The sequence below is a fragment of the Ascidiaceihabitans sp. genome (genome assembly GCF_039986515.1).
GTDB lineage: Bacteria > Pseudomonadota > Alphaproteobacteria > Rhodobacterales > Rhodobacteraceae > Ascidiaceihabitans.
In genome coordinates, this window is sequence record NZ_JBDWQO010000025.1 from 14609 (window position 1) to 36268 (window position 21660).

16 protein-coding genes are annotated in these 21660 nt (G+C 58.3%); 8 read left to right on the top strand and 8 right to left on the bottom strand.

Translation table 11 applies throughout. The features are described 5' to 3' along the window. Window positions 1-15 precede the first annotated feature (15 nt). Window positions 16-969 carry an NAD-dependent epimerase/dehydratase family protein gene (locus tag ABJL60_RS21510; protein ID WP_348373321.1) on the bottom strand — a complete coding sequence of 318 codons (954 nt, stop codon included), beginning with the start codon at window positions 967-969 and terminating at the stop codon, window positions 16-18. A gap of 152 nt (window positions 970-1121) precedes the next feature. Here ABJL60_RS21510 and ABJL60_RS21515 point away from each other — a divergent pair, with 152 nt between their 5' ends. Continuing rightward, entirely contained in the window at window positions 1122-3788 is a 2667-nt protein-coding gene (locus ABJL60_RS21515) for a glycosyltransferase (protein WP_348376603.1), read from the top strand. Here ABJL60_RS21515 and ABJL60_RS21520 read toward each other — a convergent pair. The 3 genes from ABJL60_RS21520 to ABJL60_RS21530 are packed head-to-tail and all read right to left on the bottom strand — an operon-like array spanning window position 3785 to window position 8289. Then, the gene (locus tag ABJL60_RS21520; RefSeq protein WP_348290769.1) at window positions 3785-3943 is read right to left on the bottom strand and encodes a hypothetical protein; all 159 of its coding nucleotides are present in this window, start codon (window positions 3941-3943) and stop codon (window positions 3785-3787) included. The genes ABJL60_RS21515 and ABJL60_RS21520 overlap by 4 nt on opposite strands. A gap of 50 nt (window positions 3944-3993) precedes the next feature. After that, window positions 3994-5019, bottom strand: a complete 1026-nt coding sequence (locus ABJL60_RS21525; RefSeq protein WP_348373338.1) for a methyltransferase domain-containing protein — start codon at window positions 5017-5019, stop codon at window positions 3994-3996. A gap of 6 nt (window positions 5020-5025) precedes the next feature. After that, complete coding sequence (locus ABJL60_RS21530; RefSeq protein WP_348373337.1) at window positions 5026-8289, bottom strand: glycosyltransferase family 4 protein; 3264 nt, start codon at window positions 8287-8289, stop codon at window positions 5026-5028. 172 nt (window positions 8290-8461) lie between these two features. Between ABJL60_RS21530 and ABJL60_RS21535 the strand changes: the two genes are divergently transcribed. The 6 genes from ABJL60_RS21535 to ABJL60_RS21560 all read left to right on the top strand — a co-directional run bounded on the left by ABJL60_RS21535 (window position 8462) and on the right by ABJL60_RS21560 (window position 13546). Further along, entirely contained in the window at window positions 8462-9877 is a 1416-nt protein-coding gene (locus ABJL60_RS21535; RefSeq protein WP_348373336.1) for a mannose-1-phosphate guanylyltransferase/mannose-6-phosphate isomerase, read from the top strand. Window positions 9878-9910: 33 nt separating this feature from the next. Next, entirely contained in the window at window positions 9911-10468 is a 558-nt protein-coding gene (rfbC, locus tag ABJL60_RS21540; RefSeq protein ID WP_348373335.1) for a dTDP-4-dehydrorhamnose 3,5-epimerase, read from the top strand. Beyond that, window positions 10465-11505, top strand: a complete 1041-nt coding sequence (gene rfbB / locus ABJL60_RS21545) for a dTDP-glucose 4,6-dehydratase (RefSeq protein WP_348373334.1) — start codon at window positions 10465-10467, stop codon at window positions 11503-11505. Before rfbC ends, rfbB begins: the two co-directional genes overlap by 4 nt. Then, window positions 11502-12341: a dTDP-4-dehydrorhamnose reductase gene (gene rfbD / locus ABJL60_RS21550; protein ID WP_348373333.1), complete on the top strand. Its 840-nt coding sequence runs from the start codon at window positions 11502-11504 to the stop codon at window positions 12339-12341. The genes rfbB and rfbD overlap by 4 nt, the downstream gene beginning before the upstream one ends. After that, complete coding sequence (gene rfbA, locus ABJL60_RS21555) at window positions 12338-13219, top strand: glucose-1-phosphate thymidylyltransferase RfbA (protein WP_348373332.1); 882 nt, start codon at window positions 12338-12340, stop codon at window positions 13217-13219. The genes rfbD and rfbA overlap by 4 nt, the downstream gene beginning before the upstream one ends. A 63-nt stretch (window positions 13220-13282) precedes the next feature. Continuing rightward, a complete protein-coding gene (locus ABJL60_RS21560; RefSeq protein ID WP_348373331.1) occupies window positions 13283-13546 on the top strand; it encodes a hypothetical protein in 264 nt (87 codons plus the stop codon). 101 nt (window positions 13547-13647) lie between these two features. Here ABJL60_RS21560 and ABJL60_RS21565 read toward each other — a convergent pair whose 3' ends face one another. Further along, window positions 13648-14790, bottom strand: coding sequence for a DUF2793 domain-containing protein (locus tag ABJL60_RS21565; protein WP_348373330.1), 1143 nt, complete (start codon window positions 14788-14790; stop codon window positions 13648-13650). A gap of 228 nt (window positions 14791-15018) precedes the next feature. Here ABJL60_RS21565 and ABJL60_RS21570 point away from each other — a divergent pair, with 228 nt between their 5' ends. After that, window positions 15019-16176 carry an NAD-dependent epimerase/dehydratase family protein gene (locus ABJL60_RS21570; protein ID WP_348290798.1) on the top strand — a complete coding sequence of 386 codons (1158 nt, stop codon included), beginning with the start codon at window positions 15019-15021 and terminating at the stop codon, window positions 16174-16176. Window positions 16177-16278: 102 nt separating this feature from the next. On the opposite strand, the gene ABJL60_RS21575 is transcribed toward ABJL60_RS21570, so the two are convergent. From ABJL60_RS21575 to ABJL60_RS21585, 3 genes are all read right to left on the bottom strand, one after another. Continuing rightward, window positions 16279-17046, bottom strand: a complete 768-nt coding sequence (locus tag ABJL60_RS21575) for a sulfotransferase (RefSeq protein WP_348373329.1) — start codon at window positions 17044-17046, stop codon at window positions 16279-16281. A 98-nt stretch (window positions 17047-17144) separates the two neighbouring features. Beyond that, window positions 17145-18977, bottom strand: coding sequence for a DUF4422 domain-containing protein (locus ABJL60_RS21580; protein WP_348373328.1), 1833 nt, complete (start codon window positions 18975-18977; stop codon window positions 17145-17147). Between the two features lie 237 nt (window positions 18978-19214). Then, a complete protein-coding gene (locus tag ABJL60_RS21585; protein WP_348502196.1) occupies window positions 19215-21542 on the bottom strand; it encodes a pre-peptidase C-terminal domain-containing protein in 2328 nt (775 codons plus the stop codon). Window positions 21543-21660: the final 118 nt, after the last annotated feature.

Below are 21660 nucleotides of genomic sequence, written 5' to 3' on the forward strand. Positions count from 1 at the left end.
ACGTCCTTGTTGGGCTTACTTGGCGTAGTAGCCGTGGGTTTCGCGGATGCCGTCCACGAAGGGTTTGGCGCGATCGCCCAGCAGAACCTTGACGTCGGCCTTGTCGGCGATGACATCGCGCGGCTCGGTCGCCAGCAGTTCTTTGGCGGGGATCTTTTCATAGTTCAGCGGCTTGCCTGTGGCCTCTTCAATGGCGGCGACCACATCCATCAATGTGGTGCTGACGCCAGAGCCCAGCATGTTGACGGGCTCAGACGGCTCACCTGCGCGCAGCTTGGCGGCAAGCGTTGCGATGCCAAGGCCCACGTCGCCCGCATAGATAAAGTCGCGGCTTTGCTGGCCGTCGCCGTTGATGAACACGCTATCGCCGGAAATGGCCGCGCGGGTGAAGGCGTGGATGGCGGATTTCTTGTTGTCGGAATATTTGCCAAACACATTGGTCAGGCGAATGACGCGGAATTCAGCGCCGCGCAGCTCAACCAGTTTTTCCAAAATCATTTCTTCGGCGGCTTTGGTGGCACCATAGAAGTTCTTGGGGCAGTAAGGTGAATTCACGGACACCTCAAACGTGCCATCAAACAGCGCGCCTGCCGTGGAGATCAGGATAAACTTGTCGCCGGGTTTCACCGCCTGCATCACGAATTTTGCAGGGTCCGCGATATTGGCGTCGATGAAGTCCAGCGGGCGGTCTTTGGATTCAGCGACGCGGGTTTCGCCAGCCAGAAAGACAAAAATACGGCCCCCTTCGCTTTCTTGCGTGTCCAGAAAATCAATCGCGCCCTGATCTTCATAGCCGCCCACATAAGACGGGTAATCCAAACCCTCATGGCCGGGGGCAGGGTTGCTGAGGTTGTCGACGATGACCGGAGACAGGCCTTCAAAGGCCGGGTCCGTGGCCACGTTTTCCAGAATGTTACGGCCCACAAAGCCGTAGCCGCCGATCAGAGCAAGAGTGGATGAATTCTTCATGAGAGCACGCTTTCTGTAGATTTCGGTCATTTTGTGTTGCTTTCGGTTCCTATGCGTCGGCGGTGAATAGTTCAAACATTCTTTGCGGTGGCATCGGGTTTGCGCAGGCCGTAAACACCGAAGCAAATAACACAAAGCAGGTAATGCGAGCCATGACGTATGAGTTTGATCTTTCCGTTGTCGTGACGGCCCATTCAGAAACCTTTGTGTGTGGGCCGACCATGCGTGCGGCCGATGCGTCGATTGACGCGGCGCGGGCGGCGGGGTTTTCGGTGCAGGCGATCATTGCGCTGGACAATGCCACACCGCAGACGGCGGCCTATTTCAATCAGGCGGCATTTGATCATTGGGACCGTGTTGTGCTGACCCAGGGCGATCTTGGACGGGCCCGCAATGAAATGGTCACGCAACACACAAAAGGCAGTGCGATTGCCTTTCTGGATGCCGATGATCTGTTTTCGGAAAACTGGCTGGCGGAAGGCATGAAGCGTTTGCGCACGGCACAGGCCCGGGGCGAACGGGTGATTGTGCATCCCGAACTGAACTGGCTGTTTGATGCGGCGGCCAGCGTCTATTGGAACCCCGAACAGGATGATCCGCTGTGGACGCCCTATTACCTTTACACGATGAACTACTACGACAGCCTGTGTCTGGTGCCGCATGAGGCACACCTTGAGGTCCCTTATGTCCACCGCGATATCCCCAACGGGTTGTCGTTTCAGGACTGGCAGTTTTCTATTGAGACCCTGCACGCAGGCTGGCGGCATGCGGTGGCGCGGGACACGATCATCTTCAAGCGCCGCCGCGACAATTCGCTGGTCACCGAAAGCCAGGGCCGCCGCGCCATCGTGCGCAGCCTTGAGGCGATGCGCATCGACAAAGTGGCAAGCTTGGGGGCAGCCACGCAAGTGTCCCCCGCGCTTACGGTCACGACCCCGTGCGCGGTGCCCGACCCCATGCCCGTTGCACAAATGACGGTGGATCCAAAAACCGTTGTGACCCTGTCACCGGAAGAGGCCCAAAAGGTTGCAGCCGGTGAAATGAAGGCCCCGTTGCCACCAGTGTTGCGTGGCCGCAATCCGCCGTTGCCAAACCCTTTGCCCCACTACGGGGCCATCTTTGCACAGCGCGTGGCGCAGGGGCTTGGCCGTGCGGAACACCGGACGGGCGCGCCGGTGTATCCCACCGTTCAGGCACAATTCGATGTGGCGTATTATCTGGCGCGCTACCGTGATCTGGCCCGTGCGCCCAAGTTAGACCCTGTTGGCCACTGGCTGCGGGCCGGCAGCAACGAGGGGCGTATGCCCAACCATTGGTTTGACCCCAAGCGCTATCTGGCGCGCTATGAAGATGTGCGCAAATCCAAGGTAAACCCGTTTTACCACTTTCTGACCCAAGGCCGTGACGAGGGACGCATCGCGGCCCCTTTCCCGCAATTTGATGCCATGGCCGCGCTGATCGGGCTGGATCCGGACGAGGCGCAACAGCTTTGGATTGCCCGTTACACCGATTTGCGCACGCGTCTGGAAAGCGGGGATTTGGGTGCCCAAGTCACTGCCGCGGCCCGCTTTGATCCGCTTGTGGAAGCCACTTGGGCCGAAGCCCTGCAAATCAAGGTTGCGCCGTTTCACACGGCCCCCGTGGTCAACCGTACAGTTGCGATGCACCGCGCCCATGCGCAGGCGGATCACCGCCCCGCCAAGGCCGTGATCATGGTCAACCGTCCCCGTTGGGGCGGCGCGCGGCGCATGGAAGGGCATTTGGCCGATGCTTTGGTGGCCCGCTACGGCGCCGATCAGGTGGTGGTGGTGTCTACCGATGCCTCAGGCGACATGCCGGCCCATAAGTTCCCCGACGGCGTGCGCTATGTGGAGTTGCAATCTTGCATCGAAGGCAAGCTGAAGGGCGATCTGACCGAACGGCTGCTGGTGGAATTTCTGCGCAGCCTTGCCCCCGAAGTGGCCTTTAACGTCAACAGCCGCCTGATGTGGGATGCGCTGAATATCTACGGCAACGCACTGGCCGCCAGCATGCGGCTTTATGGATGTTTGTTCTGCAACGAACGCACGCCGATGGGCTATCTGACGGGGTATCCGCTGCGTCGGTTCTACCGCACCTTTGACGTGCTGTCGGGGGTCTTTACCGACAGCGCGTTTCTGGCCGACGAATTGCGCACCGCCCATGTGCTGCCCCCCGAAGCAGGCGCACGGGTGCAAGTGTTGCGTGGCCCTGTGGATCACAGCGTGCAGGTTGTGGATGCGCCTGCGCCTGTTTTGGATGCCACATCAGATGCGGCCCCCCGCCGCCCCCGCATCTTCTGGGCGGGACGGATGGATGCGCAAAAGCGTATTGATCTGGTCTTTGACATCGCGCGCAGCATGCCCGAAGCCGATTTCCATCTGTGGGGCGAAACCGTGATGGGTGGCCAATCCCTGCCTGCAGCTTTGCCCAACATGACCTTGAACGCGCCCTATGCGCGCTTTGCAGATTTGCCTTTGGATGAGGCCGATATGTGGCTCTATACTGCGGCTTGGGATGGTATTCCGCAAATGTTGCTTGAGGTGGGAATGACAGGTTTGCCCGTTGTGTCGTCCACAGCAGGCGGCACGCCAGAAGTGATCCGCGATGGGTTGGGCACGTTGCTGCCCAAAGCTGCGGGCGCCCCGGATTATGTGGCGGCGATCCGCGCTGTTCTGGCGGATCCGGCAGAGGCGCGAACGCAAGGGCAGGCCTTGCGGCGCAGTCTGATAGAGACCCACACCAAAGAAGCATATGCGCAGGCTTTGGGGCAGGTGTTGGATATGGCGCCCGCGCGTTAGTCGTCGGTGCGCAGCGCCTCTAGTTTGGTGCGGCTGTCGATGATGGCGATCTCGGCCTGAATGATCCGCAGCCGCGCTTCGGCGTCACGGGCGCGCAATTCGTTGCGTTCCATTTTGGCTTTTAGATTTGCCAGTTCCTGGTCGTCTTGGGACATCGTCTTATCATCCTTTAAAATCATTTTAAGTGGAATGTTTTTGCCGCGTATTACAGCGGCTTGCGGATCACAAGACGCATGGCATGGGCGGATTGATCAACATCCGACATGGCCGCAAAGCGGGGCAGGTAGCGCTTGTGGGTCTCTTCCGGGATCGGTTTTTGCTTGGGTCTGTTTTCCAAAATCTCGAACCCCGCCGCTTTGAATGCCGCCGCTTGTTCAGAGGCACGCAACCGGTTGAGATTGGGGGCACAGTCTTCTTCGGTCAAAAAGCTGAATTCGTTATAATCGCCGTCGTGGCGGTAGGCGCGGTGGTCCGCCAGATCGATGTAGTGAAAGCCCAAGCCGCCCGGCTCCATCAGGTCATAGATGTGTTTGGTGACACCGGGGATGTCCATCACATGCTCGAACACCGCATAGGAAATCAGAAACGACACCGACCCCGGCTCAATCCCCGCTTCCACGATGTCGCAGCATTTGAATTCGACGTTATGGGCCACCCGCGCCAGCCCCGCATCCAGATCACCGCGTTTCAAAGCGCCCAGATCAAAGTTCTTGATCCGCGCCAGATAACTGTCCAGATCGGTGCCATCCATCATGTAGGTTTCGGGGAAGATATACATATCCGTCAGAATATCCGCCATCGACAGCGCCGCGTAAGCTGCATCCGACACAGGCATAAAATCGCTGCCAAAAGCCTTTTCAAACCCGTTGACGTAAAAGTAGGTCGCCAGCCCCAAAGGTTCATGCGCCCCGCAGCCCAGATCCACAAAGGTGCGCCGTGACCGCAGGCCGTGGCGTTTGACAACACGTGCCAGATTGGTGGCTTTGCGTTCCAGCTTTAGCGGACCGTATTTGCCAAGGCCCGCACCTTGCAACATGCGCCCTGCAAAGGTCAGGTGCTTCAGCTTTTCTTTGCGGTTGATTTTGTTGGTGCCCAAAAGGCGGGGCAGTTCCGTGATCAGATGGGTCAGAGCGGGTTCATTTTTGCCGGATGCCAAAAGGGCATCAAGGTCTGCGCGAAACCCGGCTTCGGTGATGGGTGTCGCCGGGCTGGGCTGGCTTTTATCGGTCACGGGTCTTTATCCTTTTTCCAGCGTCAGAAACGCCTTGCCGCCGGGACCTGTTTGACACATCAGGCGGCTGTTCTTGATCAGTGTCTGGGTTTCCCAGATCATCAACTCTAACGGGCTTTGCGTGCTTAGGAAATCATCCAGAACAGGAATGCGGAAACCGTGGTGTTCCAACCCCGGAGTGCGTCTTCCCAAAAGCGGCATATGGACGTTTGCGGGGGTCATGAAGATGGGCAAATCATCCAGCAAAACGGCAATATGCAAAGTGGTGTCGCGTGTGTCGCGGTCCCAGGCCCAGCCTGTGATGTCGTTGACACTGCGCCATTTCCGGTCCGGCGGCACCGTCAGAGCACCCCGAGGAGACCCTGTGATGGCGGGGGCCAGAAGGTGTTCGGCCAGCAACGCCTGACTGCGTTCCAGCGCTTCGGCGCGTTGAAAGGCACGTTTGTTGGTGTTGTGACTGATCCCCATCAGCGTATCCAGATCAGGGGCTATGTTTTGCAAAGGCGCCAGATTGTCTTCGGCTTCTTGAATGATCGCCTCAAGGGGATTTTCGGGTTTGTGCTTTTGGGTGATTTTGCGCGGCGCTTTTGGGGGTGCCTTTCCAAGCGCTTCGGCCAAGGCTGCAGTATCAGAGGCCATATCGTCTTTGGCCGTTTTTGTATCCATACCCGCCGCCGCATCTGCGGCTGTGCCCTGATCGGAAGCAGCGTCAGCCGGATGCACGTACCTGGCGATGATTTCAGGCAAGGCGCCATGGGTCAAAATCGCGGATCGCGCAACCAGCGCATAGACCCCTTCGCTTAACTTGGTGATGCGCAGGAACTGGTTGCGCGGTGTGTCTGATCCGTCCTCCAGCACCCAATGGATGGGGTAAGACGCCCCCACATCCCAGCTGGGGGGGATGTCAAAATACGACAGGGTGATGTCTTCGCCCATCGTGCCCTGACCTTTGCGCGTCACCTTGTGGGTTTGCACCAATGCGGTCTGTTCGGCGTCACCACGGACCTTGAACACACGGTCCCCATCGCCGCGCGCATAAAGCCACAAGCGGTTGATGGTTTCATCCAATGCAATCACCATGGCCCGCTTGCGTGCATTGCCGATATAGGTGCGATCCCATTCCACAGGCATCATCCAGACGCTTTCGCCGTCCACACGGGCCCCGTCGCGCAGCATGTTGGGCGTCAGCGCCCCGGCGCTGCCCTGATTCAACGTGGCCAGCGTGATCTTGCGTTGCGCAAGGCTGCTGGCATCGATCAGCGGCTTGGCTTTCAGATAGGAATAGACCGTGTCGTCGGCATAGGCTTTGGCCTTGGTCGCGGCCCCCAGCCAGCGCAGCAGCATTTCGGGGAACACCAGCAGATCATTGCCACCGCGTTCCACCATCCGTGTCACATATTCATGCAAAATGCCCGCCCGCACGTCATAAGGTTCAAACGCCCCAAGCCGGTCATAAGTTGCGGCGCGCAGGGCGAAAATCTCGGGGCCATAAGCCCGTGTGTTCATATATTGCGACGCCACATCGCCACCAATGGGCATCCCTGTCACCCCTTTGCCGGCGTCAAAGAAGCTGGTGAACAGGATGTCGGGTTGATGGGTCAGCGCGGTTTTGGCGGCGGCGAAATAGCCGGGCAGGGGGCAAATATCCGCGCCATGCCCAATGACCACCGCGTCACAGTTTTGGGCCTCCATCAGCATGTTCAACGCGTCACCTGCCGCTTGGCCGATGGCGTCCACCACCGTCACTTTGACCTCGGCATGGGCCAGTTGTTCGGCGGCTTCTGTCACCTCTTCACGCAGGGCCGCGTCGGTAAAGCCCAGCACCACCTGATCTGGCGCATCCGCCAGCAACGTGTTGACCAGCGGTGAAATCGCATCGCCGCGCCGCATCAATGTGGCAAAGCTGATGCGGCGCACAGGCTGTGGCGCAGGATCAACCGGTGCGGTGATTTCCATGATGGCCGTGCGCCGCCCCTTTGCTTTGACCATGTCCCCCACGTGGGCGTGGAACCCGTACCAGACGCGCAGATTTTCATCGTTGGAGAAACTGGAATGGGCAATGGGCTGCCCTTCGGTCAAAGCCCGTTCCAGCTGGTTGGCAAGATCCTGCGCACGCGGGGCGACAAGGCTGCGTTCGTGGTCTTTTGGGTCGATCAGCTCGGGCGTGCCGCCAACGGCTGTGGCGATAAAGGGGATGTTGTTTTCCAGCGTCTCATAAACCGCCATGGTCGAGTTTTCGATCAAGGACGGCATCACCGCAATCATGTCGCGGCTGCACATATGGCTTAGGGCCGCGGGCTGGTTTTTGTCGTCGATGATCCCGACTTCAAAATCCCAGTTCTTGGATTTTTCCTCGATGTAATCCTGAGGCCGCATGCCGCCTTGGGTGGCCAAGGGCGCGCCCCATTTGCCCATGAATGTCATGCGTGATGGGGCAATGCCGCGTTCTTTCAGGATATCCAGCGCGTTGCACATCATCTCGACGCCCTTGCGGGCCTCAAGGCGGCCGAAGAAAATCAGTTCTTGGGTTTTGACCACGTCACCGGGGGCGCGTGGGGGGCGTTCATCCGTGACGATGACTTTGGAGAAATCCACGATGTTGGGCTGCACAAAGACGTTTGCGTCCGGCACCTTATAGCCGATTTCCTCCATAAACGTGATCAGGTGGGCGCTGCCCCCGATGACCGCATCGGCCAGTTCCACGCATTTTTGTTCCGCATAGGCCGCCAGCACCAGTTCGCGCTGCTCAATCGGTTGCATCTGGTAATGGCGGTTCCAGATGTGGGGCGACGAGGTTTTGACAAGGAAAAGCGTTTCTTGAAACGCCAACCCCATGCGCTTGGCCATCAGCGCATAAATCATGCCGCCGCGCCATTCCGATGTGTGCACCACATCAAAAGGCGGATTGTCGCGCAACCACGCGTAGGCCGCGCCAAAACGCGCCTGCCATTCAATGGATGACCCCCACAAATCGGCTTTGGGCGCTTCAAGATAATGCAAGGTCACGCCAAAGGCTGCGAAATGTTCGACCCAATGTTCGGGCGTCTCATCCTGAACAACACGGCCTTTCAGGAACAACACATGGACTTCATGGCCGTGGGCGGCGAGGCCTTTGGACAAATGGTAATAGGTGGATGCGATGCCGCCATTGCGCACAGGGCCGATGATTTCTTCGGTGACAATGCAAACGCGCAGCTTTTCGCGTCCGGTGCTCATGCCGATCTGGTCGATGGCAGGGAATTCTTTTACCTTGAATGTGTCGATCTGCATAGCAGTGAAAAGACTCCGTAGGGCGTAAAATATTTGTTCCGGGGACTTAAAAGCACTTTATCTGAAGGTGCAATGCTGGGCATGGATGTGGCGCACAACAGTTGGGGCGTAGACCCCGCGTCCTACAACAGTATAAAGACCCTATGCAGCAGCAAAACAGGCAGGCCCATCCATGATCACACCGGTTCTTCTTTGCGGCGGATCAGGCACGCGCCTCTGGCCTTTGTCGCGCAAAAGTTACCCCAAGCAGTTTGTGCCGCTTGTGGGGGATGAAACCTTGTTTCAGGCCTCTGCCCGGCGCTTGTCGGGGCCCGGTTACGCACCGCCTCTGGTGCTGACGGCCTCTGATTTCCGCTTTATCGTCACCGAGCAATTGCAAGACGCAGGCCTTGATCCGGGCGCGGTGCTGATTGAACCCGAAGGGCGCAACACAGCGCCTGCGATTTTGGCCGCGGCCTTGCATTTGGCGACCACGGATCCCGCCGCCCTGATGTTGATTGCCCCTTCGGATCATGTTGTGCCCGATGCGGCCGCCTTCCGTGCTGCTGTGGCCGCGGGTGTGCCTGCGGCGCAGGCCGGGCAAATTGTGACCTTCGGCATCACGCCCACGCATGCTGAGACCGCCTATGGCTATCTTGAGCTAAGCGCCCCCCCCAAAGACGGCCATGCCACGCCCCTGACCCGTTTTGTGGAAAAGCCCGATGCCGCCACCGCAGACATCATGGTGAAGGCGGACAATTTTCTATGGAATGCAGGGCTGTTTTTATGTTCCGCCCAAACCATGCTGAAAGCGGCGCGGACCCATTGCCCCGATCTGATGGAGCCGGTGGGCGCCGCCGTCACCCAAGCCAAAGCCGATCTTGGGTTCTTGCGTCTGGATCCCGCAGCATGGGGTCGGGCGCGTGACGTGTCCATTGACTATGCGGTGATGGAGCAGGCCAAGAACCTGTCGGTGGTGCCTTTTGGCGCAGGCTGGTCCGATCTGGGCGGTTGGGACGCCGTTTGGCGCGAAGCCGGCCCCGATGTGCGCGGCGTGGCCACCACAGGTCCGGCCACTGCGATTGATTGTGACGATACGTTGCTGCGCTCCGAGGCGGATGGCCTTGAGGTCGTGGGCATCGGGTTGAAGAATATCATGGCCGTGGCGATGCCAGACGCCGTGCTGGTCGCCGACATGTCCCGCGCCCAGGACGTGAAGCTGGCCGTGGCCGCGCTGAAGGACAAGAACGCCAAACAAGCCACAGCCTTCCCCAAAGATCACCGCCCTTGGGGCTGGTTTGAAACGCTGGTCCTTGCCGATCGCTTTCAGGTCAAACGCATCGTGGTGCATCCCGGTGCCGCGCTGTCTTTGCAAAGTCATCACCACAGGTCCGAACATTGGATTGTGGTCGAAGGCACCGCGCGTGTCACGGTGGACGAGGATGTGAAACTGCTGGGCGAAAACCAGTCCGTCTACATCCCCCTTGGCGCCGTGCACCGCATGGAAAACCCCGGCAAAGTGCCGATGGTGCTGATCGAGGTGCAGACGGGTTCGTATTTGGGCGAAGACGACATCATCCGCTACGAGGACATCTACGCCCGTGAGTGAACGAACATGAGTAAAATCCCTGAGTGAACGAACATGAGTGAAAAGCTAACCGTTGAACACACCCCATTGGACGGCGTGCTGATCCTGACCCCCGCCCGCTTTGGCGATGCGCGTGGGTTTTTTTCGGAAAGCTGGAACCGCGCCACGATGCAGGACGCGGGGCTGGATCTGGAGTTTGTGCAAGACAACCATTCGCTGTCTGCCCGCAAAGGCACCCTGCGCGGGTTGCACTTTCAAACGCCCCCCATGGCACAAGACAAACTGGTGCGCTGTGGACGCGGTGCGCTGTACGATGTGGCGGTGGATATTCGCAGCGGTTCTGCGACGTTCGGGCAATGGTTCGGTGTGGAACTCTCGGCTGAAAACGGCCGCCAACTTCTGGTGCCCGCAGGCTTTGCGCATGGCTTTGTCACCCTGCAAGACGACACCGAGATTTGCTACAAATGCACAGCGCCTTATGCGCCCAACTGCGACGCAGGCATCGCGTGGGATGATCCGGATATAGGGGTCGATTGGGGTATATCAGAGCCTGTTTTGTCGGAAAAAGACGCCACAGCCCCCACCCTTAAAGAGCTAGGAAGCCCGTTTTGAAAATACTGGTCACAGGGGGCGCGGGGTTTATCGGCTCTGCGGTTGTGCGTCATGCGATTGCGCAGGGCCACCGTGTTGTGAACCTAGATGCGCTGACTTATGCGGCCTGTCTCGACAATGTGGCCAGCGTGGCGGATCATCCTGATTATGCCTTTGTGCAAGCTAACATTCGGGATCGTGCAACCTTGGACAATGTGCTTGCCACACACGCCCCCGATGCCGTCATGCATTTGGCCGCAGAATCCCATGTGGACCGTTCAATTGATGGCCCTTCCGCCTTTATAGAGACGAATATCACCGGCACCTACACCCTGCTTGAGGCCACCCGCGCCTATTGGACCACCCAAGGAAAGCCGGACCATTTCCGCTTTCACCACGTGTCCACAGACGAGGTGTTTGGATCATTAGGGGCCACGGGTCTGTTCACCGAAGACAGCCCTTATGACCCGCGCTCGCCCTATTCTGCCTCTAAGGCCGCCAGCGACCATCTGGTGCGCGCTTGGGCGGAAACCTATGGGCTGCCTGTGGTGCTGTCGAACTGTTCCAACAATTATGGCCCCTTCCATTTCCCCGAAAAGCTGGTGCCTGTGGTGATCCTGAACGCGCTGGCGGGCAAGCCAATCCCGATTTACGGGGCAGGGGAAAACGTGCGCGACTGGCTGTATGTGGAAGACCACGCCGAGGCGCTGCTGGCGGTGCTGGCAAAAGGCGCACAGGGCCGCAGTTACAACATCGGCGGGCACAATGAGGTGCGCAATATTGATCTGGTGCGGATGATCTGCGCGCTGCTTGATGAAATGCGCCCTGGTGCCGCGCCTTACGCCAACCTGATCGAATTTGTCACCGACCGCCCCGGGCATGATGCGCGCTATGCGATTGATGCCAGCCGTATTGGCGATGAACTGGGTTGGGTGCCGTCGGTCACTTTGGAAGAAGGCCTGCGCAAAACCGTCGCTTGGTATCTTGAGAATGAAACGTGGTGGCGGGCCTTGCAGGCGCGCCCCGGCGTCGGCGCCCGTCTTGGGCTTGGCGCATGATTTTGGTCTTTGGACAGTCGGGGCAGGTGGCGCGCGAACTCAGCACTTTGCCCGATGTGCGCAACCTTGGGCGCGATGATGTCGATCTGGAATATCCGCTGAATTGTGCCGAGGCGATTGCCATTCACAAACCCGCCGCCGTGATCAATGCCGCCGCCTACACGGCCGTGGATGCCGCGGAAGAAAACGAAGCGCGTGCCCATATGATCAACGCCGCCGCCCCCGAAGTCATGGCGCAGGCCTGCGCCGATTTGGGCATTCCGTTTGTGTCGATCTCAACCGATTACGTGTTTGACGGGGCAGGGAACGCGCCGTGGCGTGAGGGCGACATGCCTGCGCCGATCAACGCCTATGGGCGCTCCAAACTGGCAGGCGAAGCGGCGATTGCAGAGATTGGTGGCACATGGGCTGTGCTGCGCACGTCTTGGGTGGTGTCGGCGCATGGCAATAACTTTGTGAAAACCATGCTGCGGCTTGGAGCAGAGCGGGACGCGCTGACAATCGTAGCGGATCAGATTGGCGGGTTGACCCCGGCGCGTGACATTGCGCGGGCCTGTCATCATATGGCGCAAAGCCTTATATCAGAGCCTAACAAGGGCGGTATCTATCATTTCTCAGGTTCCCCCAATGCGTCCTGGGCCGATGTGGCGCGGGCCGTGTTTAAGGCCGCGGACCTGACATGCGCCGTCACCGACATCCCAAGCAGTGACTATCCAACCCCCGCCCTGCGGCCTCTTAATTCGCGCCTTGATTGCTATAAGATCAAGAAAACCTTTGGCATCAAACGCCCCGACTGGCGCGCAGGCATCGCAGACATCGTGAAAGAATTAGCATGACACAGGCCCCACTTCAGCGCAAAGGCATCATCCTCGCAGGGGGCTCTGGCACGCGGCTTTATCCCATCACCATGGGCGTCTCTAAGCAGCTTCTGCCGATCTATGACAAGCCGATGATCTACTACCCTTTAAGCGTCATGATGCTGGCCGGCATCCGCGAGATTGCAGTGATCACGACGCCCGAGGATCAAGAGCAGTTCAAGCGCACGCTTGGCGATGGGTCGCAATGGGGACTGTCCCTTACCTACATTGTCCAACCGAAACCCGAAGGGCTGGCGCAGGCCTATATTCTGGCCGAGGACTTCCTGAACGGCGCGCCCTCTGCCATGGTTCTGGGCGACAACATCTTTTTCGGACACGGGCTGCCCAAGCTGCTGGCGCGGGCAGATGCAGGGCAGGGGGCCACGGTCTTTGGCTATCACGTGGCTGACCCCGAACGCTACGGGGTGCTGGCCTTTGATGGGGATAAGGTCACGGACATCATCGAAAAGCCTGCCAAAGCGCCGTCAAACTACGCGGTGACGGGGCTGTATTTTCTGGACGGCTCTGCGCCGGAGCGGGCGCGGGGCGTGGAACCTTCAGAGCGCGGCGAATTGGAAATTACCACGCTGCTCGGCAGCTACCTTGCCGATGGGACGCTGAACGTGGAAACCATGGGGCGCGGCTATGCGTGGCTGGACACCGGCACCCACGCGAGCCTGCTGGATGCGGGCAACTTCGTGCGGACCCTGACCGAGCGGCAAGGGCTGCAATCGGGCTGCCCCGAGGAAATCGCCTATGAGAGCGGGTGGATCGACGCAGACGCCGTGCGGGCGCGAGCCGAAATGTTCGCCAAGAACAGCTATGGAGCGTATTTGCTGCGGATGTTGGAGGGGTAGGAGGGTTGTGTGGTGCGGCTCTGAGGCTGTTGTAACGCCTGATGCGTTCGATAGACTGCTGAGATGATGAAGCTTGATTGGCAAATCGCCGGAGACATTCATAGGAACACAATGTCTCTTGAGGTGTGGGATGAGGACCAAAAACACATTGCAGATGTGATAAGGTACGACGACACAAACCATCTGAAAATAAATACTTACGGGAACGAAATTGATCTAGGCGTTCTTAAGACTGTGATGGAGCTGGCCTTAGAACACCTGGGTGCTTTTGAGGATGGCACGCCACTGACTGAGGCAACTCTGATCCAAGAGATCTTACCAAAATAGACGGCCACTTCGCCCGCATACCGGACATAGTCCTACACCCTCCACACCAAAACCGCGCAAAATCTCGTTCTGCACGGCCTCCTTTTTTAGCAACTCAGACCCTAATCCGCCGTCACATAGCTGAGCGCCAAACCGCCATACATATACCGCGTCGCCGTGATTGCGCCGATGGGCCGGATGAACAGCAAAGCAAACCCGTCCGCAGGGGCCACAAACCCGCCCAGATCCAGACCCAGACGATTGAACCCCGGCAAGAACGTGTTGCCCGATTGGCTGGCTACAGATGTGCGCACTGTGCTTCCATTTGCATTCCAGCCTGTGTCAAAGGGGCCGGTCTGGAAATGGAACTGCACGTCGTAGCCCGTGATCTCTGTGGAAGAGGCGCGCAAGAACCCGTCCAGCGCTTTCAACGCCGCCCCTTGGGGCAAAAATACGCCCATGTGGCTCCAGCTTATGGAGGGATCGACACCGGTGCCGCCGTTGGTGCTGCTGTTTTCGCCCTGAACGCCGTAGCTGGTTTGATGCGTCACCCAGCGGTTGTTGGTGTAGCAGTAGAACCGCCCGCCCATGTCGATGCGGTTGGTCACTTGGGCGCCCGACGGGAAGGATGCGCGGCCAGACGCTGCGTCAAAGGCCGCACCTGTGTTCCAAGTGCTGCCATCATCGCTGACTTTGACCGCAAAGTCGTTATTGCCGGCAGTGCCCATTTCGGCGTGGCCCGTATAGTCGGTCTGAAACAACAGGCTGGCTGTATCGGCGGGGGCGGATTTGTTCACCTTCAGCTGGTGGCCAGACCCTGCGTGGTTCAGCAACGTGGCTGTGCCAGACACGGCCAAAGGGTTGGTCGCATCGGCCACCGTGCCCACCCCAAGGCGGGTCATGTTTTGCAATTCGGTCAGATCGGGGGTCGCGGCCTCCCAGCCTTGGCCATCAAAATAGACCTGCCCGGCCGTGTCGCGTACAAAAGCCACCCAACCGGTTTGGGCCGCGATATACAGCCATGCGCCATTGTCCCACACCGCAAGTTCCGTGTCATGGCCGGCCCAGTCGCCGCTGGCTGTGGCCGCCACAAGATAACGGTCCCCTTCGTCGGGGGTCGTAGGCGGGGTCGTGGCGGTGGCACTCAACACATTGAGTTGCACAACCGCATCCAACACCCGTAGCGCTTCATTATGGGTCACGTGCTTTTGCGCTTGGGCGGGTTGAATATAGGGCAAACCTAAAATCAAAGATGTGTCAGACATCCGGGAGCTCCTGTCATGAATTACGCCCGGAGTGTCAGCGGAAGCGTTAAAACTTTAGTAAACTGAGCGTTCGATGGCCAAAAGGTGCGCGTTTTGGCGGCTCTCCGCCAAATTCTCAACTCATGGCTGAATAGGTAAGGGTTTCCCCCATTTTCCCCCTTAACCTTCCTGCTCTATTAGGGGATATAACTGACCAACCAAAAATGGTGGTCCAAGGAGATTCTACCTATGAAAGTCATTATCTTAGGCGGCGACGGCTTCTGCGGCTGGCCCAATGCACTGTACTTGTCCGAGCAAGGCCATGACGTCATCATCGTCGACAACCTGTCGCGCCGGGCCATCGATCTGGAACTGGAAGTCGACAGCCTGACACCGATCCGCCCCATCGGGGAACGCATTCGGGTCTGGGAAGAATTAACAGGTAAAAAAATCGGGTTTCACAACCTGACTGTTGGCCAAGACTACGACCGCCTGTTGAAGCTGATCGAAGACGAAAAGCCAGACGCCATCGTGCATTTCGCCGAACAGCGCGCCGCCCCTTATTCGATGAAATCCGCGCAGCACAAACGCTATACCATCAACAACAACCTCAACGCGACAAACGACGTGTTGGCGGCAATCGTTGAAAGCGGCCAAGACATCCATCTGGTCCACCTCGGCACCATGGGCGTTTACGGCTACGGCACCGCAGGCATGAAAATCCCCGAAGGGTATCTCAAGGTCAAGATCGACACACCAGAGGGCGAAAGCGAGCAGGAAATCCTGTATCCGACAAACCCCGGGTCGATCTATCACCTGACCAAATCCCAAGATCAGCTGCTGTTCCAATTCTATGCCAAAAACGACGGTCTTCAGGTTACCGACCTGCACCAGGGCATCGTTTGGGGCACGCAAACCGAACAGACGCGCAAAGATGAACGCCTGATCAACCGCTTTGACTATGACGGCGACTACGGCACGGTTCTGAACCGCTTCATCATGCAAGCGGCTGTGAACTATCCGATGACAGTGCACGGCACAGGCGGTCAAACGCGCGCGTTTATCCACATTCAAGACACCTGCAAATGTGTGGAAATCGCGCTGAACAACCCACCTGCCAAAGGCGACCGGGTGCATATCCTCAACCAGATGACCGAAACGCACCGCGTGCGGGATTTGGCGAAGATGATTGCCGATCAAACCTCTGCCGAAATCGCGTATCTTGAGAACCCGCGTAACGAGGCGGCAGAGAACGAGTTGAACGTGGTCAACGACAACTTCCTCGGTCTGGGTCTTGAGCCCACAAAGCTGAGCGACGGCGTGATGGCAGAGGTCAAAGAGATCGCTGCCAAATACGCAGAGCGTTGCGACACGACCAAGATTCCCTGCGTGTCAAAATGGAAATAATCCATTTTACATAACGGGGCTGAGTGGAAGTGATCGCTTCTACGTGACTTGAACAAAAAGGCCCGCAGCGTTCAGCGTTGCGGGCCTTTTTACATGCAGGGGTTACCCCGAATTCACATTGTAGCGTTTCAGCGGCGCTTCGGGTGGCTCTACCCCGTAGAATTCGGCCAGTTTGGTAAAGTCTTCCAGTTCTGACACTTTGATTTCCAGACAATCGTCAGGATAAGCCCGCGCCAAAGCCCGAAAGCGTTGCACATGAATTTTACGCATGCGGCGCAATTCGCGAGGGCGGCGTTCGGGGTCGCTGGTCCAGAACATATGGCGTGCATAGGTTTCGGGGTGGCCTTCTTCCCAGCGTCGTACCGAAGAAATCCATTCCTCGACGGGGCGATGCACCCAGATGAATTTGCTTTGGGGGGCGATGGCTTTGCGCACAAACGGATGCACATGGGCGTGCCCCAAAGGGGCATCGGAAAACACGTCGAATTTGCGTACGGCCTTGATCAGGTCGGCCAAAATTTCACGCACTTCATCGGTATGATGTTCCATGAACACCGGCGCAAAACGGGCCTGACGGGCCAGCGCGTTGGCGGCTTTGATGGCGGGCAGATGATCACGCAGCAAAGGACCACGGTGCAGCATGTCACGTTTGCCCACGCCAAGGGCCACAACCGCTTTGCCCACAGTTGTGGTGGCAGTTTTGTAGGGCGACGCAACAAAGGTGACCGGGTGCGGAATGACCAGCTTGGATGTGTCGGGGCGCACAGCAGGAGACGCCAGCGGGGTCGGGGCTGGCGCGGGCTTTTGTTCTGGTTCTTGTGGGGCCTCGGCCTTTGGGGCCATGTCCTGCGGCGCCGCGTCAGATGTCATATCCGGCACGGGTCTTTCAGATACGGGCCTTTCAGATAGGGGCCTTTCAGATAGGGGCACATCATCACGCTGGACGTTCTTGCGTTTGAACGGCCAGATCATCGTGCAAAAGTCCTGTATACCCGCACCAATGTAGGGCGCAGCGCCGGAAAGCGTTCCGCCAAAGCCTGACCCTTTTCCACAGCCCAAGTGCGCTGTTCATCATGACGGTCCCGCGACATGCGGCGCTGTTTTGGCGCAAGGTTTTTCAGCACCTCCGCATAAAACGGCGTCTGCGCGATCGCGGCCCAATAGTACTGGGCGCGCGGCACCGGCACGGCGTTCCATGGCTTGTAATTGCCCGCCGCATAATGCGTCACGAAGGGGTCTTTGCGCGCAGTCATCGCGGCGGCAAACCCCGGCGCAGGCACACGGCCATACCCGTCTGCATGGGTGTTGAACACATTGTAACGCCCATCCAGCACCATCAGGCTGTCTTTGAAATGCACATTCAGAATGTCCTGATCGCGGAACAGGTAACGCCCCGCTTCGGCCTCTTTCATCAAGGCCGCACCGGTGGCGGCCACATCCATGGCCCCCATGTTCAACAGCATCAGACCCGCGTTGAAATACCGCGCAATCTGCGCATCGCTTAGACCCAACACATCGCGGTGGTAGTCGGCCAGATCGGGCACATCAGGGTCGATTGTGGGGGTTGGCCCCGTCAGCGTGCGCGTCATGATGTAATCCGGCACCGCTGCAATCTGGGCTGCACCCATATCGGTGTCGAAAATCTCGCAAACGTCGCCGTGGAAGATCATATCGCCATCCACATACAGCAGCCGGTCAAGGCTGGGCAGCAGGTCAAACAACAAGAAACGGTTGTAGGTTGCGTTGGACGGGGCGCGGCTTGACGACCGGTAGCTGCCTTCAAAGGCGCGGCCCACAGGCAGGACATGCAGATGGGCGTTGGGGTGGATATCCACAACTTCCTGCAAATGCGCCAACCCGATGGGCATGACGTTTGTGGACAGGAAAAACAGGTTGATCTGGCGGGTCTGGTCCGCACGGCTGAGCATCGATTGCAGCATCGCCGCGGTATGGGGCAGATAGGCGCGGTCGGCGGCAAAAGCCACGTTCACATGCGCAGGCCCGTTCAGGCTGTCATCGGCAACATAGGGCGTGACCAAAGCCTGCGACAGATTGACAATCGGCACCTCATGCACACGCAGATCGGGCTGGGTGGTTTGCAGGTGATGCACATAGACCGTCATCAGGCGTTCAGCCACAAACCCCAGATACCGGCTTTGCTGAACGCTGTAATGCGAACGGTCCAGATCAAGGTTTTCCAGCTTGGCCAGAATGTCAAAGATCCACGCGGCATAGCGTTCCATCAGATCACGACGCATGACAAACATATTGCCCAGACGGATGTCTTTATCGGCGCAGACCGCGTCAAAGCTGGCCAGATATTCGGGGTGGTCAGCAGCGATGATGTCGCGGGTCAGGTCAAGGTCTTCGGGGGCGTGGCCATGACGGTAGTTTTCTTTCACGGACCGGCCCATGCGGTGCACACACGGGATGATCAGATCGTAGTCGGTGCCATGGGCGGCCAGCCAGTTTTCGGTGCCCTCCAGCCAGTCGGGCACATCGAAACGGGGCACATACAGCTCAGCCTCATGGCCTTCAAACTGGCCTTCGAAATCCAACACACGGCGGTAGTGCATCAACCCGATATGGCTGGCGGCGGTGTCGTTTTTCCACGCCCAATACAGCGCCGTCAGTTCGCAATAAAACGCATTGCGGTCTGATATGTTTTCGCCTGTGTCATCGCCGATCATATCCTGCAAGGGGGCGGCGGCACCTGCGCGTCCGACATGGATGGGACATACGGATGCGCTGCGCAACAAAGGGGCGGGTTTGTGATACGCAGTATAGAGGGCAAAGGTCACGGAAAAGATCACTCAACATCTGTTAATGGTCTTGTGCGGCGGTATCCCCTTGCCCTTGTATTGTCAACGCGCGGGGGATGTGGTGCGGGCGGTAGATAGCCGATGGACTTACCATAACCTTGATTATAAGACAGGTATTTCACCATCTATCTGGCTGCTTTTCGACCACGAAAAAAGCCCCAACCCCTAAAGGGCCGGAGCTTTCAAATCATGGTTCTGATCCGGCAAACGGACCCTTTAGCCGGTGACCAAAATCGCGTCGTCCGGGTTGGTCAGGGATGTGACCCCTTCAAGGAAGATTTCAACGCCGTTGTCGAAGTCCAGCAAGATGCCGCCGTTCTCGAAGCTGCCGAAGGCTGTGAAGACCGCGGTGCCTGTGGTTTGGCCTGTCAGCATGTTGGCGTTCAATTGGATCGTATCGCCGAAGGTGAAGTCCTCGATGGTGTTGATCTCGGAGTTGACGTTGAAGATGAACACATCATCGCCGTTGCCGCCCTTCATGGTGTCATTGCCTTTGCCCGCTTCCAAGCGGTCATTGTTGTTGCCACCGTTCAGATAGTCATCGCCGAACCCGCCGCGCAGAATGTCGTTGCCATCGCCACCATACAGCGTGTCGTTGCCGTTGCCGCCGCCCATGGTGTCGGCGCCTGCTTCTCCGCGCATCACGTCGTTCTGGTTCTGGCCGTTCATCACGTCGTTGCCCGATCCGCCGCGCATATTGTCGTTGCCATCGCCGCCGTTCATCGTGTCGTTGTCGCGCTCGCCGTACATGACGTCGCCGCCCGATCCACCATCCAGACGGTCGTTGTTGAACCCGCCGCGCATGGTGTCGTTGCCCGATCCGCCGATCAGCGTGTCGTTGCCCTGGTTGCCAAAGATCATGTCGTTTTGCGATTCACCGCGCATCACGTCATTGCCTGTGCCACCGTTCAGCGTGTCTTCGCCGCTGCCGCCATAGAACTGGTCGTTGCCGCCGTCGCCATTCAGGCTGTCATCGCCCGCTTGGCCCGCAAGGCGGTCGCCCTCAGTGCCACCGTTCAGCGTGTCATTGCCGTTCTCGCCCACAAGGCGATCCCGACCACCCCCGCCAAAGAGCAGATCGTTGTTATCGCCCCCTGCCAATGTGTCATTGCCACGATCCCCCAGAAGCGTGTCATCGCCCGCGCCCCCAAAAATGGTATCACGGCCATCGCCACCATCGACACTGTCGTTGCCCTGATTGCCAGCCAAGCGGTTGGCCGCGTCGTTGCCGATAATCGTGTCGTTGCCCGACCCGCCAAAGGCGCGTTCAATCACAGCCCCGTTGGCGATGGTATATCCGCCTGCAATGCCGTTGGCCGCGGATACAAATCCACCGCCGCCTTCTTCTCCCAGCAGGGTTGCCGCACGCAAATCAAGGGTCGCATCACGGGCCCCTGTATAGCGCATGCTGTCAGTGCCACCTGTGTCCCAGATGCTCACCCACTGTGTGCCAATCACGTTGTTGTCGGCCAGAAAATAGTTGTTGTTGCCCGACGCATAGGTCGTGTTGGCGCCGTAAGCCTGTTGCAACACGGCAATGTCCAACGCCATTGCGCCCGAATTGTAGCCCCAAATCTCATTGGTATCGCCGACCGTGCCAACGGGGCCTGTGTGATAACCCGAGTTATAGGACATCGTGGTGTAGATGCCTTGGTTCAGGTTATAGCTGCCGTAATCGTCACGCGCGGATCTGACGCCATCAAGCACCTCGGACCCCCCACCATTATCATGGGGGTGAGACAAGCCCATACCGTGCAAGACCTCATGCATGAAGATCATGAAGCCAAAGCCCCCGACCTCCAGATCGCTGCCTGCCGCGTCCCCGATCAGGCTGTCGTTGAAAACGCCAACACCTGCGTTGGTGGTGCCGGGCGGATTGAAATATCCATAAACCCCTGAGGCTTCAGCGCCGTCGTCCATAATCAGGCGGAAGTCCGCGCTGACCGATGAGGTAACGATGTTGAACTCAAGATCAGCCACGGTCTCCAGCAGATCAAAGACGCGCACCATTTGTGCCATCTCATAGGCGTTCCAGCCCTCGGATGTCACACCATCTGCCGTGAACCCGTCTTGCCCGAAGTATACGTTGACCGTGTTGCTAGACAGCTGCGCCCCACCCCAATCCAGCGCTTGCAACGGGTCAAATTCACCCGGAGGTGGGGGCGGTGGTGTCACGCCTTCTTCCTGAACGGACAGGCTGTATGTTCCGACACGTGTCGAATACGCCCCTGCAGACACGTAGTAGGTGCCTGAAGAGGTCGGCGTATAGGTGATTTCGGAATCAAGCCCGGGGCCGCCATCGTCGTTGAGCCTCAAAAGGGTGCCACTGGCATCATAGAGACGCAGATAAGGGTCCAACAGGCTCAGCCCCGTCTGGGAAATGGTGATCGTTTCACCCGCCGTCAATTCAATCGCGACCCAGTCCTGATCATAGGCCTGAGAGATCGACCCGGTAAATGTATCGTCAACCGCCATCGTATAAATTGTAGATGTATTGGCTGCCGCATCTACGCCTTCAGAGACAACCACTGCTGTCTCACTCAAATCTCCATGCAGCACCTGCTGCATCTGCAATCCAACAATCGAACATGTCACACACATGGTCAACCCCTTCCAAAACTAAAAGACTCGCCCCCAAAGCAAGTTGCGCAACCTTTAACAA

What these genes read in the sequence shown, in the direction of transcription:
- ABJL60_RS21565 (WP_348373330.1), bottom strand. Translation starts at nt 14,790, where the DNA reads ATGTCTGACACATCTTTGATTTTAGGTTTGCCCTATATTCAACCCGCC.
- ABJL60_RS21515 (WP_348376603.1), top strand. Translation starts at nt 1,122, where the DNA reads ATGACGTATGAGTTTGATCTTTCCGTTGTCGTGACGGCCCATTCAGAA.
- ABJL60_RS21520 (WP_348290769.1), bottom strand. Translation starts at nt 3,943, where the DNA reads ATGTCCCAAGACGACCAGGAACTGGCAAATCTAAAAGCCAAAATGGAA.
- ABJL60_RS21575 (WP_348373329.1), bottom strand. Translation starts at nt 17,046, where the DNA reads ATGACATCTGACGCGGCGCCGCAGGACATGGCCCCAAAGGCCGAGGCC.
- ABJL60_RS21570 (WP_348290798.1), top strand. Translation starts at nt 15,019, where the DNA reads ATGAAAGTCATTATCTTAGGCGGCGACGGCTTCTGCGGCTGGCCCAAT.
- ABJL60_RS21510 (WP_348373321.1), bottom strand. Translation starts at nt 969, where the DNA reads ATGAAGAATTCATCCACTCTTGCTCTGATCGGCGGCTACGGCTTTGTG.
- ABJL60_RS21560 (WP_348373331.1), top strand. Translation starts at nt 13,283, where the DNA reads ATGATGAAGCTTGATTGGCAAATCGCCGGAGACATTCATAGGAACACA.
- rfbA (WP_348373332.1), top strand. Translation starts at nt 12,338, where the DNA reads ATGACACAGGCCCCACTTCAGCGCAAAGGCATCATCCTCGCAGGGGGC.
- rfbC (WP_348373335.1), top strand. Translation starts at nt 9,911, where the DNA reads ATGAGTGAAAAGCTAACCGTTGAACACACCCCATTGGACGGCGTGCTG.
- ABJL60_RS21530 (WP_348373337.1), bottom strand. Translation starts at nt 8,289, where the DNA reads ATGCAGATCGACACATTCAAGGTAAAAGAATTCCCTGCCATCGACCAG.
- rfbD (WP_348373333.1), top strand. Translation starts at nt 11,502, where the DNA reads ATGATTTTGGTCTTTGGACAGTCGGGGCAGGTGGCGCGCGAACTCAGC.
- ABJL60_RS21535 (WP_348373336.1), top strand. Translation starts at nt 8,462, where the DNA reads ATGATCACACCGGTTCTTCTTTGCGGCGGATCAGGCACGCGCCTCTGG.